We start from the raw sequence: 15,558 nt of genomic DNA on the forward strand, positions 1-15,558 counted from the left end.
AATAAGTTAAATCCTGAGGGTTAGTGGGCCTCCAACCAATTTTCACCCACACCTAACTCCACTTCCAGAGGTACTGAAAGTGTATAGGCTTTTTCCATTTCTTCTTTGATTAATACTTTCAATTCTTGCAATTCGGGTTTGTAAACATCAAAGACCAATTCATCGTGCACTTGTAAGAGCATCTTGCTTTTATACGCTGCCTTCGTCATCTTCTCGTGAATGCGAATCATTGCGATCTTAATGATATCTGCGGCGCTACCTTGAATGGGTGCATTCACCGCGTTGCGCTCCGCCGCACCGCGCACAACGGCATTACTACCGTTAATGCCGTTGAGGTAGCGCCGTCGTCCTAACACCGTTTGTACATAGCCGTGTTCCCTGGCGAAATCAATCTGTTCACTGATGTAATTGCGCAATTTCGGATAGGTCTTGTAGTACGTATCAATTAATTCCTTCGCTTCGCTTCGGGAGAGGTCGGTCTGGTTGCTCAAGCCGAAGGCGGATACGCCATATATAATCCCGAAGTTTACGGTTTTTGCATTGCTTCGTTGCTCGCGGGTCACTTCCGCTAAAGGAACATTAAAAACCTTGGCCGCAGTAGAGGCATGAATATCCTCGCCATTGGTAAAGGCTTGTATCATGGTTTCTTCTTCACTCAGGGCAGCAATGATGCGCAGCTCTATCTGTGAATAATCCGCTGCCAAAAGCACATGCTCCGTATCCCTTGGGATGAAGGCTTTTCGTACTTCCCGTCCGCGTTCGGTGCGTATGGGGATGTTCTGTAAATTCGGATTGTTACTGCTCAATCTGCCGGTCGCTGCTACCGTCTGCATATAATCGGTGTGAACGCGCTGTGTCGAAGGCTCTACTTGTTCTGGCAACGCATCGACATATGTACTCTTTAATTTTGACAACCCGCGATATTCCAAAACATCCCGAATGATCTTATGGTCTTTGGCCAGATAGGAAAGGACGTCCTCTGCGGTAGAATACTGGCCCGTCTTAGTCTTTTTTGGTTTATCAACCAGTTTCATCTTATCGAACAGGATCTCGCCCAGTTGTTTGGGGGAGGCAATATTAAATGTTTCACCCGCAGCTTCATAAATGGATTTTTCAAGTTTCAGGATGTCATTATCCAACTCCGCAGAAAGCTTTTTCAAGAAACCTTCATCCAGATTGATCCCTTCCAGCTCCATATCGGCTAGAACTCGAAGCAACGGGATCTCGATCTCATCAAATAATTTTTGTGTATTCGCTTCGCCCAATTCATTCTGGAAGTGTTCTTTGAGCTGCAGCGTGATATCGGCATCCTCTACGGCATATTCGGTTTGTTGGTCAATAGGCACATCCCGCATGCTGCCTTGATTCTTCCCTTTTTTCCCTATAAGAGCTTCAATTGCAACCGGAGTATAGTTGAGATAGGTCTCTGCTAGAACATCCATGTTATGACGCATATCGGGATTGATAAGGTAATGAGCGAGCATAGTATCGAAAAGTTTTCCTTGCACCGAAACATTGTACTTTGCCAGTACCTTGATGTCGTATTTTAAATTCTGACCGATTTTCTCAATAGCTTCAGATTCAAAAAAAGGTCGCAGTTGTTCAATAAGTTCTTGTGCTTCGGACTTGCTTTCCGGAAAGGGAAGATAAAAGCCTTTGCCCGCCTCCCATGAGAATGCGATCCCCACAAGTTCGGCAGTTAAGGGATTCAAACCCGTTGTTTCAGTGTCGAAACACACACTTTTTTGTTTTAATAGATTCTGAAGGAAGAGTTTGGTGCCCATTCCTGGCTGTACGGTCTGGTAGAAATGTTCGGTCGTGTCAATGGTCTTTCGGGAACTGTACTCCTTAATATCTGAAGTCGGCTCGCCATCACCTCCAAACAGTGAGAATTGACCGCTTCCGGCCGTTTTTTTCGCGGTTTTCTTAGCAGATTCCGAATTAGAGATTTGTGTGACTTCTTCCGAAGCACCTTCCGAAGAAAACAACTTTAAGAATTGATCCTTTAAGCGTCTAAATTCGAGTTCTTCAAATATTTGCTGCACTTTTTCAGCATCCGGCATGGACATCTCGTAATCCTTCTCGTTGAAGATAACGTCACAATCTGTCTTAATGGTGGCTAGTTTTTTGGACAGCAAGCCCAGTTCGGCATTTTCCGCTACTTTTTCCTTCATCTTTCCGGTGAGCTTGTCGGTATTGGCCAACAAAGCCTCCATAGACCCGAATTCGGCAATGAATTTTTTGGCTGTCTTTTCGCCTACGCCCGGTAACCCCGGAATATTGTCACTCGCATCGCCCATCATTCCCAAATAATCGATCACCTGTTCGGGACGTTCCACCCCAAACCGTTTCTTTACTTCCGGGATTCCCCAGATCTCGATGGCATTGCCCATGCGCGCGGGTCGGTACATAAAGATATTTTCTGAAACCAACTGCCCAAAATCCTTGTCGGGCGTTACCATAAATACCTGGTAGTTCTCTTTCTCCGCTTGTTTTGCCAAGGTGCCAATGATGTCGTCAGCTTCCATTCCCGAGATTTCCACACAAGGAATATGCATGGCCTTGATAATGTCTTGAATTATGGGTACCGATTGTCTTATCACATCGGGTGTTTCATCGCGATTCGCTTTATAATCTTCAAAAAGCTCGGTACGTTCGGCGCTGCCGTCTTTGTCAAAACACACAGCCAGATGATCGGGTTTCTCACGCCGTATCACGTCGAACAAGGAGTTCATAAAACCCATGATTGCCGAGGTGTCCTGTCCCTTCGAATTGATCCTGGGGTTCTTTATTAGCGCATAATATCCGCGAAAAATCAATGCATAGGCATCAAGAAGGAAAAGTCTTTTTTGGTTGGCCATGGGTCATACTATTGAAGTGTATAAAACTACAAAACTTCTTCCGCCAACCGAAATTAATTGAGATGCAATTCGTATTTTTCGGCATTGAACAATACATCTATGAATTCCATATCGATAGCAATACACGGCGGCGCCGGAACACTCGTAAAAGGGCAGATGACGTCAGAAAAAGAAGCGGCCTACAAGACCGCCTTAGACACAGCGCTAGAAGCAGGATATGCAGTGCTCCGAGAGGGCGGAACAGCGGTAGACGCTGTTGAGATTGCTGTACGCTTGTTGGAGGATTCGCCTTTATTCAACGCAGGTAGAGGCGCTGTATTTACCGCAGAAGGGACACATGAGATGGATGCAGCTATCATGGAGGGTAAAGAGCGAAAGGCCGGGGCCGTTTCTTTGGTAACAGGAATTAAAAATCCGATTGCCTTGGCTCGTGATGTGATGAATAAAAGCGAACATGTTTTTCTGGCTGGCGAAGGGGCTATGCAGTTTGCAAAAGAGCTGGGGTATACCTTGGAGTCTCCTGCCTATTTCTACGATTCCCTTCGGTATCAGCAATGGCAGGATATTAAGGGCACCAATGGCTTTCAGTTGGACCACAGCATAAAAAAGGAGAGTAAGTTCGGGACCGTGGGTGCGGTGGCCTGTGACAAGGACGGAACGGTTGCTGCGGCAACATCAACAGGGGGGATGACAAACAAGAAATGGGGACGTGTAGGTGATAGCCCTATGATTGGAGCCGGAAATTATGCGAATAACAAAACCTGTGCGGTAAGTTGTACCGGAAGTGGCGAATATTTTATCCGTGGGGTCGTAGCCTACGATGTTTCTTGCCTTATGGAATACAAGGGCTGTTCTCTGGAGGAAGCGGCCTTAGAAGTGATCCAAAATCGTATGGGAGAACTGGGAGGAGATGGCGGTTTAATAGCTGTCGACGCCAAAGGTAACATCGCGATGCCGTTTAATACCGAAGGTATGTACCGAGGGTGTAAAAATTCCGAAGGAAAAAAAATAATTGCGATCTACAACGATTGAGCATCCGTCACCGAAATTCCCAACGGTGAAACTCTAACTTTTTTCTTCTTGATATTAAAGCGGTCCCCGTTTGCCAATATGTGTGTTTTTAAATTGGTGAGTGACATAGGAGATCCTTTTGGCACCGACTTTCGGTTGTTGTGTTTTGCCTTTCTAGCGTTAAAAACGATCACCATTCCCGATCCTACTACTTCAAAAGTTCCGTTCTTAATAATGAGTCCTGTGTCTTCTGCCAGTCCGATCCCGATAATGTTAGGAAACTTGGCTACGGCTTCCGCCAAGCGGCCAAAGCGGCCTCTGCGAATAAAGTGAGAATCGATAATAAGGTCCGGGATAAAGCTCATGCCTTTTCCCATACCTGTTGCACCTTTGGTAAAGGCTTCTTTAATACCGCCGCCGGTGATCATCTCTTTGCTCATACACATGGCACCTGCACTGGTGCCGGCAATTACGAACCGTTCGTTCTCATAACGCTCGAGCATGATCTTATGTAGCGATGTACCGCCAATCTCACGTGTGATGTTGGATTGATTCCCACCAGAGAACATGACGCAGTCTGCCTCTTTCATCCTACGAATATTTTCGGGATCTTCAGACTGCGCGCGTTCACGTATGTCCATAACATGGAGATTTGTACATCCCAATTTTCCGAACGCCTGTAAGTAATTCTCACCCACTTCTTCTGGAATACTGGAAGCAGTAGGGATTATTATTATAGAGGCATCTTTACCACCGCTTTCTTTTACAACACGCGATAAGATGCCTTCTTGTATAAATTCCAAGTGGTAGATCTCACTGGTTTCAATGCCTTTGTCTTCGTTTCCGCCTATGGGGATAAGAATTCCTTTTACACTCATGAAGTCAATTTATTGACGGCAAAAATAGCGGTTTTGTTCTAAAAAAAATTATATATTTATAATCTTTCACCCTTTAGAAATAAACCAACCCAATATGAGAATACGTGAGATAAATGCCATGCGCGGACCAAATTACTGGTCGGTACGCCGCCATAAACTAATTGTGATGGTTTTGGACCTCGAAGAAATGGAAGAACTGCCTTCCAACAAAATTTCGGGTTTTAGTGATCGGTTAAAGGAAATGTTTCCCAGCATGTACTCTCACCGTTGCAGCGAAGGTTGTGAAGGTGGTTTTTTTATGCGGGTGGATGAAGGAACCTGGATGGGGCATATTATTGAACATATTGCGTTGGAGATCCAGACCTTGGCAGGAATGGATACCGGCTTCGGAAGGACTCGTGATTACGGCGAAAAGGGGGTTTATAACGTGGTTTTTTCGTACATGGAAGAGAGCGTGGGACGTTATGCTGCTGAAGCTGCAGTGCGCATCTGTGAAGCCTTGATCGCTTCTGAAGCATACGATCTGGAGGACGACATTCAGAAAATGCGGGAACTCCGTGAAGCAGAACGGCTAGGTCCCAGTACAGGGTCTATTGTGGAAGAGGCGGCCAGTCGTGGTATTCCGTGGATTCGGCTCAACAAGTACTCGTTGTGTCAGTTAGGGTATGGGGCAAATCAGAAACGGATACAGGCAACCGTTACTTCAGAAACCAGTAGCATAGGTGTTGAGATCGCCTGCGATAAAGAAGATACCAAGTATTTATTGGAACAAGCCGAAGTTGAGGTGCCAAGAGGAGACATCATTAGTAGGGAGAGTAGCTTGAAGGAGGCGTGCAATTATGTAGGCTACCCACTGGTGATTAAACCCATTGACGGGAATCACGGACGTGGAATTACGGTGGATATACGCACGTACGAAGAGGCTGTAGTAGCCTTTCATGCGGCGAAGGAAGTCTCTCATCGCGTGATTGTTGAAAAATTTATCACGGGAGAAGATTACCGTTTGTTGGTAATAAACAACGTGTTGGTAGCAGCCGCTAAGCGCACACCTGCCCATGTGATCGGGGACGGGAAATCTACCGTAAAAGAATTGGTAGATAAGGTAAACGAAGATCCACGAAGGGGCTATGGTCATGAAAATGTCCTTACCATGATTACCATTAACGACCTCACCAAGACCATAATTAAGGATGCTGGTTATACAGTAGATTCGGTGATTCCTGAAGGGGAGCGTCTTGTTTTAAAAGATACGGCAAACTTGAGTACGGGAGGAACAGCCGAAGATGTGACCGATATTGTACACCCTGCGAACGTTTCCATGGCAGAACGTATCTCGAAGATCATCGATCTCGATATTTGCGGGATCGATATCATGACCACCGATATAAGCAAACCGCTTTCAGACACGGGCGGTGCCATCTTAGAAGTAAATGCCGGTCCCGGTTTTAGAATGCATTTGGCCCCAACCACAGGGTTGCCAAGAAATGTCGCTGCTCCTGTAGTAGATAAACTATTCCCGAATGCGGGAGATACCGGGCGCATTCCCATTGTGGCTATCACAGGAACCAACGGGAAAACGACCACCAGCCGCCTGGTAGCACACATGGCGAAAATGAAAGGCTATCGTGTAGGTTATACTACCAGTGATGGGGTATATATCCAGAATCGACTATTGATGAAAGGGGATTGTACGGGCCCGGCAAGTGCAGAATTTGTACTCAAGGACCCAACAGTAAATTTCGCTGTCCTCGAATGCGCCCGCGGGGGCTTGTTACGCGCAGGATTAGGGTTTCATAAATGTGATGTGGCTATTGTTACGAATGTTGCTGCGGATCATTTAGGCTTAAAAGGGATTCATACCATTGAACAATTGGCTAAAGTAAAAGGCGTGATCCCCGAAACGGTACTTCCGGATGGGTATGCCATTCTCAATGCCGATGACGATCTCGTGTATGAGATGCGTAGAAGTATCAATTGTAACTTAGCCCTATTCTCCATGGACGAGGAAAATCCGCGCATTCAAGCCTTACAGCGAATGGGAGGGATTACAGCAGTATATGAGAACGGGTATGTTACGATTTGCAGGGGCGCTTGGAAGATGCGTGTGCTAAAAGCTGAGAATATTCCTTTAACTTATGGAGGCAAAGCAACCTTCATGATACAAAATGTGTTAGCAGCCATATTAGCCGCTCATGTACGAGGCATCAGTATTGAAGATATGAAAGTAGCGCTCGAAACCTTTATTCCTTCTGCCTCACAAACACCCGGTAGATTGAACTTATTTGAATTCCAGAATTTTACCATACTTCTCGATTATGCCCATAACCCGGCAGGAATGCGAGCGCTTCAGAAATTTACAGATGCTTTGGAAGCAACAGTAAAAGTGGGGATCATTGCGGGTGTAGGGGATCGACGTGAAGAGGATACCAACGAGATTGGCAGTATTGCTGCCGAAATGTTTGATGAGATCATTATTCGTCAGGATAAACGCTTACGGGGACGTACCGAAGAAGAACTTATTAAGATGCTGAACGATGGAATTCAAATGAAAGATCCGAATAAAAAGACAACGATCATTCCTTCAGAAAAAGAGGCGATTACTTATGCTGTGAATAACGCTAAAAAGGGATCTTTGATCATCTTGTGTAGTGACGTGATCCCGGATGCGTTAGACCTTGTAACTCGATTCAAGGAACAAGAGGCGCGCGGCGAAATTGTATTTGCTCAATAAAAAAAGCCCCTGCGATGGCAGGGGCTCAACCACTCCTCCTCAAAAGCGGTTGTATGGTTTGTTGGGTTTTATTGTATTTCAGAAGGTGGAATGTAACTAGGCACCACATTCTCAATAGGCTTAATGGACATCAAATACATATACATTGCACGAAGATCCTCATCCTTCATTTCTTTATAGGATTGCCATGGCATTGGCGGCATTAAGGGGCGAGAATTCTCCATACCCTTGAACTTTCCTTCCGTCATAGCTCTTTTAAATTGTTCATAAGACCAAGAGCCGATCCCTGTATCATCGGGTGTTAGGTTTGCGCCAAAACTGGTTCCCCAAGGTCCTACGGCAACCGTAAGATCATTGTTCATGAGTATCCACTTCCCGGGCCCCACCACATTTTCCGGAATTTCAGGAACGGTCGCATTTGCCGGATGACCCATGAGCCAACGATCCATGTCCGGTACAGGTCCTTGATCTGTCATTTTCTTTGGTGTATGACAATGGTCACATCCAATGATTTTTACCAAGTATTCTCCCTTTTTAATTAGGTCTGTTTCTGAAGTTTCAGTAGTAGTACCGTCCTTCTTCGAAATGTAGGCTTCTTCTTTTTTCTTGGACATACACGCTGTGATACTAAAAATGAAGAAAAGCATGAGGAAAGGCCGTAGTGAAGTACGTGTTTTCATGAGAGTTGGTTTTTATATAAACACTTAAGTATAGGTGGTTAAGCGAATTAAAGAGGGGAGATTAAAGGTATAAAAATTAGAAACAGGTCCTATCTATGATTTCATAGATTTTTGAAAGTATGGGAATTCATTGCGTGAGAAGAAAAAGAGGAAAAATAGAAAAGCCATCACGGTTGTGATGACTTTTCGCCCCAAATTTGATCGATAACCCAAGTTATCAACCTACTTATGTCACGTAAAATTACAAAAATAATTCCATTGAAAGCCTATTTAAGAAAATTATATGACTTTCAAGTCTGCATTATGATCTATATAAAAGACTTGTTTTCAGTTTTTTATACGCGAAGAATACAATATATCCGTAACAAGCTATTAACAATATCAACGCCCATTTAAAACCTACTTGGTCTGTAAGAAACCCATACGCAGGAGGGACCACAGCTCCCCCAACAATGGCCATGCACAATAAACCTGAAGCTTGAGGCTTCAGGTCGTCAAGTCCGTTCAAGGTGAGTGTAAAGATGGTTGGGAACATGACAGAATTGAACAGTCCTACTGCCAAAATACTCCACATGGCGATCAATCCTTGTGAGTTCATGGAAATGGACAGAAGCACAATGGCGCCAAGCGAAAACAGGATGAGTACCCGGGCAGGAGCAATTACTTTCGTAAGATAAGCACCTATAAAGCGACCTATCATAGCACCGCTCCAGTAGAACACTACAAACGCTCCTACGATCGCCTTTGCATCAATTTGTGTCATATCCTTTCGTAAGATACTTTCAGAAATGCTTCGCATTAGGGGAGTGTCTGTAATGGTCACTGCTAAGTTCATATCCAAAAAATAATTCACTAGATAACTACCAATGGCTACTTCAGCCCCAACGTACAGGAAGATTCCAATCACACCCCATAAGACCATGCGATTCTTTAATAAAGTGAAATAACCCGATTTTGTACTTTCCTGAATTAGCTTCGGAAGTTTTAAAAACACAAACAACAAAGCTAGTACACCAATAAAAGCCGCGATCCACAAAAAAGGTTGTTGTACGGCAGTTGCTTCAGCCGTAAAATAGGCTTGTTGTTCTGCTTCAGATAAGAAAGAGATCTCTTCAGAATTCTTTATTCTATCGCTCAATAAGAACAACGCGCCAACCACCGGGGCGATGGCAGTTCCCAGCGAATTAAAAGCCTGCGAAAGATTTAAACGACTGGCGGCTCCCGCCTCTGTCCCTAACACCGAAACATAAGGATTGGCAGCGACTTGGAGGATCGTGATCCCGGCTGCTAAGATGAAATATCCAAATAAAAAAATACTGAAAACACGGTACGAAGCCGCAGGATAGAACAGCAGGCATCCCAAGGCCATGGTGACCAAACCCAATATGATCCCTTTTTTATAGCCTATGCGTGACAAGAGGTATCCTGCCGGAACAGAAAACAAAAAGTAAGCGATAAAAAAAGCAAATTGAACCAGCCCGGCTTGAAAATAACTTAACTCAAAAACATCCTTTAATCTAGGGATAAGGCTATCTACCAATACTGTAATGAATCCCCATAAGAAGAAAAGGACCGTAATGATAATAAATGCCGTACGATAATCTCTTTTTTGATCCATGAGGCTCCTTACTTTTTGTGGTAAAAATCGACCGCTATGGCTTCATTGTGATCATTTTGATATTTCATCATAGTAAAGCCTTCGTGAATACAGTACGCTCCGGTTTCACCGGCTTTGTTCATCGCTATATAAGCGACTTGAAAATCTGTATAAGCCTCATTTTTGCTAACGATACGCCTCACCGCTTCTTCGCAAGCAGCTTGAGGCGACAAACCGTTTCTCATGAGTTCCACAATAAGAAAACTACCCACGGTTTTTATAATTTCCTCCCCCATGCCCGTTGCCACGGCTCCTCCTATTTCATTATCCACAAAGAGACCGCTCCCTATAATGGGCGAATCACCCACGCGGCCTTTCATTTTATACGATAAACCGGAAGACGAGCAGGCTCCGGCAATGTCCCCGTTGTGATCTAAGGTTAACATTCCTATCGTGTCGTGATTCTCAATATTGATGATAGGCTTGTATTCGCTGGTCTTTAACCATGCATGCCATGCCTCTTTGGCGGCTTCCGTTCAAAGAGTTTCTTTTTGCAAGCCTTGGCTGTACGCAAATTCTTCTGCCCCTGCTCCCGCAAGCATTACATGGGGCGTCTCCTCCATTACCGTACGAGCTAAAGCAGCCACCTTAGTAATTGTTGCGACATACACCACCGATCCGCAATTTCCATCCGAGTTCATGACACACGCATCCAGTGTGACATTCCCTTCACGATCTGGAGCGCCTCCTTTCCCTACGGTAGTATTCTTTAGATTCTCTTCTTCAACTTCCACTCCTGCAATGGCAGCATCCAATGCGGCTTTTCCTGCTTTCAGTGCTTTTCCTGCAGTAGCATTTGCCTCAGTGAATCGCCAAGTACAAATAGCGATAGGGGACGGTGTCTTAGTTTGCTTCATAACAGTTTTTTCAATTTTTTCTTCGGAAGGATCTTTACAACCCATAGCTGCAGAACTAGCCACGAGGCCTATGCCGGTTAGTGATGCATTCTTTATAAAATGTCGTCGTTTCATAAGAATCTATTTTATGCTGATCTCGTCTGCGAAAATCCATGCTTTCCCATTCATCGGTGCACCCAGATGCCATGCGGGGAGTGCTCCTAAATTAGTCGCTTTTATTTTTATATAACGCCCTTTTTGACCACTGAGGTCGAATGGGATGGTCTTTATTTCAATTTTTTCTGAAGGTATTTCCGAAGCAATCGTTTTTGTAAATAATGGCGTACTGAAACTGTTGGTATTTGACACGAAGCATTCTATTTTCGTGGGATAAAAGATCCAACTTCGCTGATCTTGTAAAAAATTGATGTTTAGCATATCTAAAGACTGGACGCTTCCCAAATCGATGACAGCAACAAGATCTGTGTCTTGGTATCCCTGCCAGGCTCCGGTCCTAAAATCTCGCTCACCATAGATGCCGTCGATCAAGGCGGAAGCTCCACCGCCATTGTACTCATTCGCATATTGGGTGTGCAGACGAATGCTTCGGTTTGGGTCGATCTTAAAGAATTTTGTGGCAATAATGCTGCTTTTTATCCCTTCGTATTCAGCATACGTAAAAAGGGTAGATGCTTCCTTGACAACGATTGGAACCTGATAGCGTTTAAAAATAGTATCATTGATACTATAATAGAGTGTCGCATTCTTTTCTGCATTCCCTAACGTGACCACAGTCTCTTCTTTAAAAGCTACATCTCCGGAGGCGATGTAGGGCGCAGGAACAATGGGATGTACAGTGATCTCAGTACTTGGAATCTCGTGGTCTTTGGTAGCCCAGTTTGATGGGGTTTCTGTCATCTCAAAAGTGATCGTTCCTCCCTTTGTTAATTCTTCATGCCATAGATAACTGCGGTTAAGCGGCACACCGTTCAAGATAGCCGAGGCTATGAACTTATGCTTCGGACTGTGATTATTGGCTACGATTGTAAACTGATTTCCATTTTCGAAGTGCATGGTAGCTTTTTCAAAAAGAGGAGTACCTATAATGTATTGGTTGCTTCCGGGAGTAACCGGATAAAAACCCAAAGAACTTAATACATACCATGCACTCATTTGCCCACAGTCTTCGTTGCCGGAAATGCCGTCGGGACTGTTTTTGTATAAGGTTGTAAGGATCTCATGCACTTTTTCTTGGGTCTTAAAAGGCTGGTTTACAAAATTATAAAGGTAGGCCATGTGATGACTGGGTTCATTGCCATGTGCGTATTGACCGATAAGTCCGGTAATATCGGCTTGCTCCCTTCCCGAAGTAGTTGAAGAAGTTTCGAATAATGTATCCAAGTGATTAGAAAACACATGTTTTCCCCCCATTAGTGCAATCAATCCGGAGATGTCTTGAGGCACATACAAACTGTATTGCCATGCGTTGGCTTCGGTATAATTGAAATTAACCTCAAACGGATCAAAAGGAGCGAACCACGTATTGCGAAAGCGTCCCTGCATGAAGTTTGTTTGTGGATTGAAACTGTTCTTGTAGTATTGGGCTCTTTCAGAAAAAAGTTTTGCATCGGCATCCTTACCCATGGCCTGCGCCATTTGAGCTATGGTCCAATCGTCGTAGGCGTATTCAAGCGTTTTCGACACCGATTCGCTTTCGGCTTCCACAGGAATAAATCCGAGTTGCTTGTAAGATTCCAATCCCAGATGATCCTGCATGGCACTGTGTTTCATGGCAGCAAACGCCTTTTCGGCATCAAACCCTCTAATCCCTTTTAGATAGGCGTCTGCAATCACGGGAACCGCATGATAGCCAATCATGCAGCCGGTATAATTACCGGAAAGGTCCCAAATAGGGAGGATGCCGCCCTCGCTATATTTGGTAAGGAAGGTGTTGATGAAATGAGTAGTGCGTTCTGCTTCAATAAGTGTGTAGAGCGGATGTGCGGCTCGATAGGTATCCCAAAGTGAAAATACCGTATAATAATCAAATTTTGAAGTTTGATGGATTTCCAGGTCCATTCCGCGATAGCGTCCGTCTACATCCTGATATAGATTGGGTGCTAGCATAGTATGGTAGAGCGCTGTGTAAAAATTGACCTTATGAGTCTTATTCTCAGTCTCAACAACGATCTTATTAAGTTGTTTTTCCCAAACAGATTCGGCTTCTTTTTTAACTTGTACAAAGCTTTTGGAGCCTATCTCTGCGTCGAGGTTTTTCTTGGCTCCGGTTACATCAACTGCCGAAATACCCACCGATACGGTTACAATCTCATTTTTCGGATTTTCGATCTGAAATGTTGCTTTTGTAGGAGATAAGTCTTCGTTCGGGGGGTGGGTTACTGTGACCGGGTGGGAAAATTTGATATGGAAATACAAACGCTGATCTTTTGCCCAGGCTTCAGAGAAACGATATCCGTTAAATTCGGTGCTCGAGAGTTGCGTTATGGTATGATCCAAGAGCTTATCGCGATGTTCGAGATCCAGAATAACGAACTGATTTTCCGAAGAAGGGAAGGTATATAAGTGCATGCCGGCTCTATTAGTAACGGTAAGAGCCACCGCTATATTGGTGCTGTCCAGGGTTACTTGATAAAAACCCGGAGAAGCCTTTTCATTAGCATGCGAGAAGGGAGCCCGGTATCCTTTTTTTCCGTCTGCCCCATTGTGAAAGTTGATTTCGTTAGTAGGCATTAGGAGTATATCGCCGTAATCGCTTACTCCTGTACCGCTAAGATGTGTGTGCGAAAAACCGTATATGTATCGATCGCTGTAATGGTAGCCACTACAGCCATCCCAACCCTCTAAACGCGTATCAGGACTGAGTTGCATCATCCCAAACGGAAGTGTAGCGCCGGGATAGGTATGGCCATGGCCACCCGTGCCGATAAAAGGATCTACATAGGAGAGAAGCGATTTCGTCTCTTTTGAGTGTGTAACAGAAGAAGCGTCTTTGCAACTAATGAGCAGCAGCATGCAATAACAAAGATAGAAAAGCTGTTTCATAGGCGTTGACTTCCGAAAGATAGTGAAAACCGTTAAAAAAAAGTGAATCACTAAAACGCCCTTTGGAAAGGTAGTATCTTTAAAAATTAACTCAGTAGCTTTCATGATACGCTGGATCATCTTTATTGTTATATATATTCTTATTGACCTCTATGCTTTTCAGGCAATACGTACGGTAACGCGTAATGCTTGGGTCCATTGGGGTTACGTAATTGTATCTCTAAGTGTTTTGGCAATGCTCATTTATCAATTGACTGCTGGCAGCTCTACACGAACCATGACGCCGGAGCGCATGTATGTGTTTGGGATCTTTTTGGCGGTTTTTGTTCCGAAACTTATCTTAATCATTTTTATGTTTGGCGAGGACCTGTTTAGAGTATTTGCCGGTCTATTCTCTAAAATGGGAATTTCAGATACTTCGGAAGGGTTTCATATTCCTTCACGCCGTAAATTTTTGAGTGTCGTTGCCTTAGGGATCGCTGCAATTCCCTTTACAACGCTTCTATATGGCATGTATAAAGGGAAATACAATTATAAAGTTTTGAAATACGCTTTAGAGTTTGATGATCTGCCCGAAGGATTCGACGGGTATACCATAACGCAAATAAGCGACATCCACAGCGGCAGTTTTGATAATGCTAATATGGTGAGCTATGCCGTAGACCTCGTGAATGCGCAAAAGAGTGATGCCATTTTCTTTACAGGGGACTTGGTGAATAATTTAGCCGAAGAAATGCATCGGTGGAAGGATGTTTTTTCCTTATTAAAAGCGAAAGATGGCGTTTTTTCGGTATTGGGGAATCACGATTATGGCGATTATGTTCGGTGGGAATCTGAAGCGGCCCAAGCCGAAAATCTTTCAGAATTAAAGCAACTGCAACGAGATATGGGATGGGATTTACTCTTAAATGAACACCGTACCTTGGAAAGGAATGGTGACGCAATAAAATTGATAGGTGTTGAGAATTGGGGGGCCGGCGGATTCAAAAAAGCAGGAGACCTCAATAAAGCGAGTGAAGGAGTTGACGCAAATGATTTCAAGATCCTCTTAAGTCATGACCCGTCTCATTGGCAGGAACAGGTAAAACAGGATGATCGAAACTTTCAGCTTACACTAAGCGGTCATACCCACGGCATGCAGTTTGGCATCGAGATCCCGGGTTGGTTCAAATGGAGTCCGGTAAAATATAGGTATGAGAATTGGGCCGGGATCTATGAAGAATTTGGACGTTATATCAATGTAAATCGCGGTTTCGGTTTTATCGGTTACCCGGGACGCGTAGGAATATGGCCGGAGATCACTGTCATTCAACTTAAAAAACGACGCACTACTGCTTAATTTGCGGGAAATGCTATATTTGTAATACAATTGTTGAAGTAACACATTAAATAGATGTCAAAATTTGGGGAATTAATTGAAACGAGAGTTCCTGTATTACTCGACTTTTATGCCGAATGGGATGAGGCATGTAAAGGAATGCACCCGGTGCTAAGGGACGTCGCCGCAGCGCTAGGCGATAAGGCCCGTGTCATAAAAATTGATATAGAAAAGAATAAAGAACTCGCCGATGCCTTACGCGTAAAAGGACTTCCAACACTCATGATCTACAAAAACGGAGAAATGAAGTGGCGGCAGAGTGGCGAACAGGACGCCAATACACTAATCGGTTTGGTGAAAGAATTCGTTTAATTCATTTAAAATATTATTCATAGGGACCGGAAGCACTTGCTTCCGGTTTTTTTTTTAACAAAAAAGTAACAGTTTCAGGATCAATAGTTTATATTTAAATTCTTACATTTTTGTTAAATGGGTTGTAAAAAATCGACAAAATGTTTATTTT

The 15,558-nt window shown here is 44.1% G+C and carries 9 protein-coding genes and 1 pseudogene; 4 read left to right on the top strand and 6 right to left on the bottom strand.

Annotated elements, in window-relative coordinates; genetic code table 11:
• Positions 1 to 20: 20 nt before the first annotated feature.
• The gene (polA, locus tag AACZ11_RS01440; RefSeq protein WP_290628697.1) at positions 21 to 2,861 is read right to left on the bottom strand and encodes a DNA polymerase I; all 2,841 of its coding nucleotides are present in this window, start codon (positions 2,859 to 2,861) and stop codon (positions 21 to 23) included.
• Between the two features lie 99 nt (positions 2,862 to 2,960).
• Here polA and AACZ11_RS01445 point away from each other — a divergent pair, with 99 nt between their 5' ends.
• Positions 2,961 to 3,893: an isoaspartyl peptidase/L-asparaginase gene (locus AACZ11_RS01445; RefSeq protein ID WP_339831269.1), complete on the top strand. Its 933-nt coding sequence runs from the start codon at positions 2,961 to 2,963 to the stop codon at positions 3,891 to 3,893.
• Here AACZ11_RS01445 and AACZ11_RS01450 read toward each other — a convergent pair.
• The gene (locus AACZ11_RS01450) at positions 3,881 to 4,750 is read right to left on the bottom strand and encodes a cyanophycinase (RefSeq protein WP_290628695.1); all 870 of its coding nucleotides are present in this window, start codon (positions 4,748 to 4,750) and stop codon (positions 3,881 to 3,883) included. The two genes, AACZ11_RS01445 and AACZ11_RS01450, sit on opposite strands and share 13 nt — an antisense overlap.
• A gap of 94 nt (positions 4,751 to 4,844) precedes the next feature.
• Between AACZ11_RS01450 and cphA the strand changes: the two genes are divergently transcribed.
• Positions 4,845 to 7,481: a cyanophycin synthetase gene (gene cphA / locus AACZ11_RS01455; protein ID WP_290628694.1), complete on the top strand. Its 2,637-nt coding sequence runs from the start codon at positions 4,845 to 4,847 to the stop codon at positions 7,479 to 7,481.
• 68 nt (positions 7,482 to 7,549) lie between these two features.
• On the opposite strand, the gene AACZ11_RS01460 is transcribed toward cphA, so the two are convergent.
• From AACZ11_RS01460 to AACZ11_RS01475, 4 genes and pseudogenes are all read right to left on the bottom strand, one after another.
• Positions 7,550 to 8,161 carry a diheme cytochrome c-553 gene (locus tag AACZ11_RS01460; protein ID WP_290628693.1) on the bottom strand — a complete coding sequence of 204 codons (612 nt, stop codon included), beginning with the start codon at positions 8,159 to 8,161 and terminating at the stop codon, positions 7,550 to 7,552.
• 301 nt (positions 8,162 to 8,462) lie between these two features.
• The gene (locus AACZ11_RS01465) at positions 8,463 to 9,779 is read right to left on the bottom strand and encodes a sugar MFS transporter (protein WP_290628692.1); all 1,317 of its coding nucleotides are present in this window, start codon (positions 9,777 to 9,779) and stop codon (positions 8,463 to 8,465) included.
• An 8-nt stretch (positions 9,780 to 9,787) separates the two neighbouring features.
• A pseudogene (locus tag AACZ11_RS01470) lies at positions 9,788 to 10,789 on the bottom strand (N(4)-(beta-N-acetylglucosaminyl)-L-asparaginase).
• Positions 10,790 to 10,795: 6 nt separating this feature from the next.
• Positions 10,796 to 13,717 carry a GH92 family glycosyl hydrolase gene (locus tag AACZ11_RS01475; RefSeq protein ID WP_290628690.1) on the bottom strand — a complete coding sequence of 974 codons (2,922 nt, stop codon included), beginning with the start codon at positions 13,715 to 13,717 and terminating at the stop codon, positions 10,796 to 10,798.
• Between the two features lie 103 nt (positions 13,718 to 13,820).
• Here AACZ11_RS01475 and AACZ11_RS01480 point away from each other — a divergent pair, with 103 nt between their 5' ends.
• Positions 13,821 to 15,056 carry a metallophosphoesterase gene (locus tag AACZ11_RS01480; RefSeq protein ID WP_290628689.1) on the top strand — a complete coding sequence of 412 codons (1,236 nt, stop codon included), beginning with the start codon at positions 13,821 to 13,823 and terminating at the stop codon, positions 15,054 to 15,056.
• Positions 15,057 to 15,110: 54 nt separating this feature from the next.
• Entirely contained in the window at positions 15,111 to 15,407 is a 297-nt protein-coding gene (locus tag AACZ11_RS01485) for a thioredoxin family protein (protein ID WP_290628688.1), read from the top strand.
• Positions 15,408 to 15,558: the final 151 nt, after the last annotated feature.

Source organism: uncultured Altibacter sp., assembly GCF_963972995.1.
Lineage (GTDB): Bacteria > Bacteroidota > Bacteroidia > Flavobacteriales > Flavobacteriaceae > Altibacter.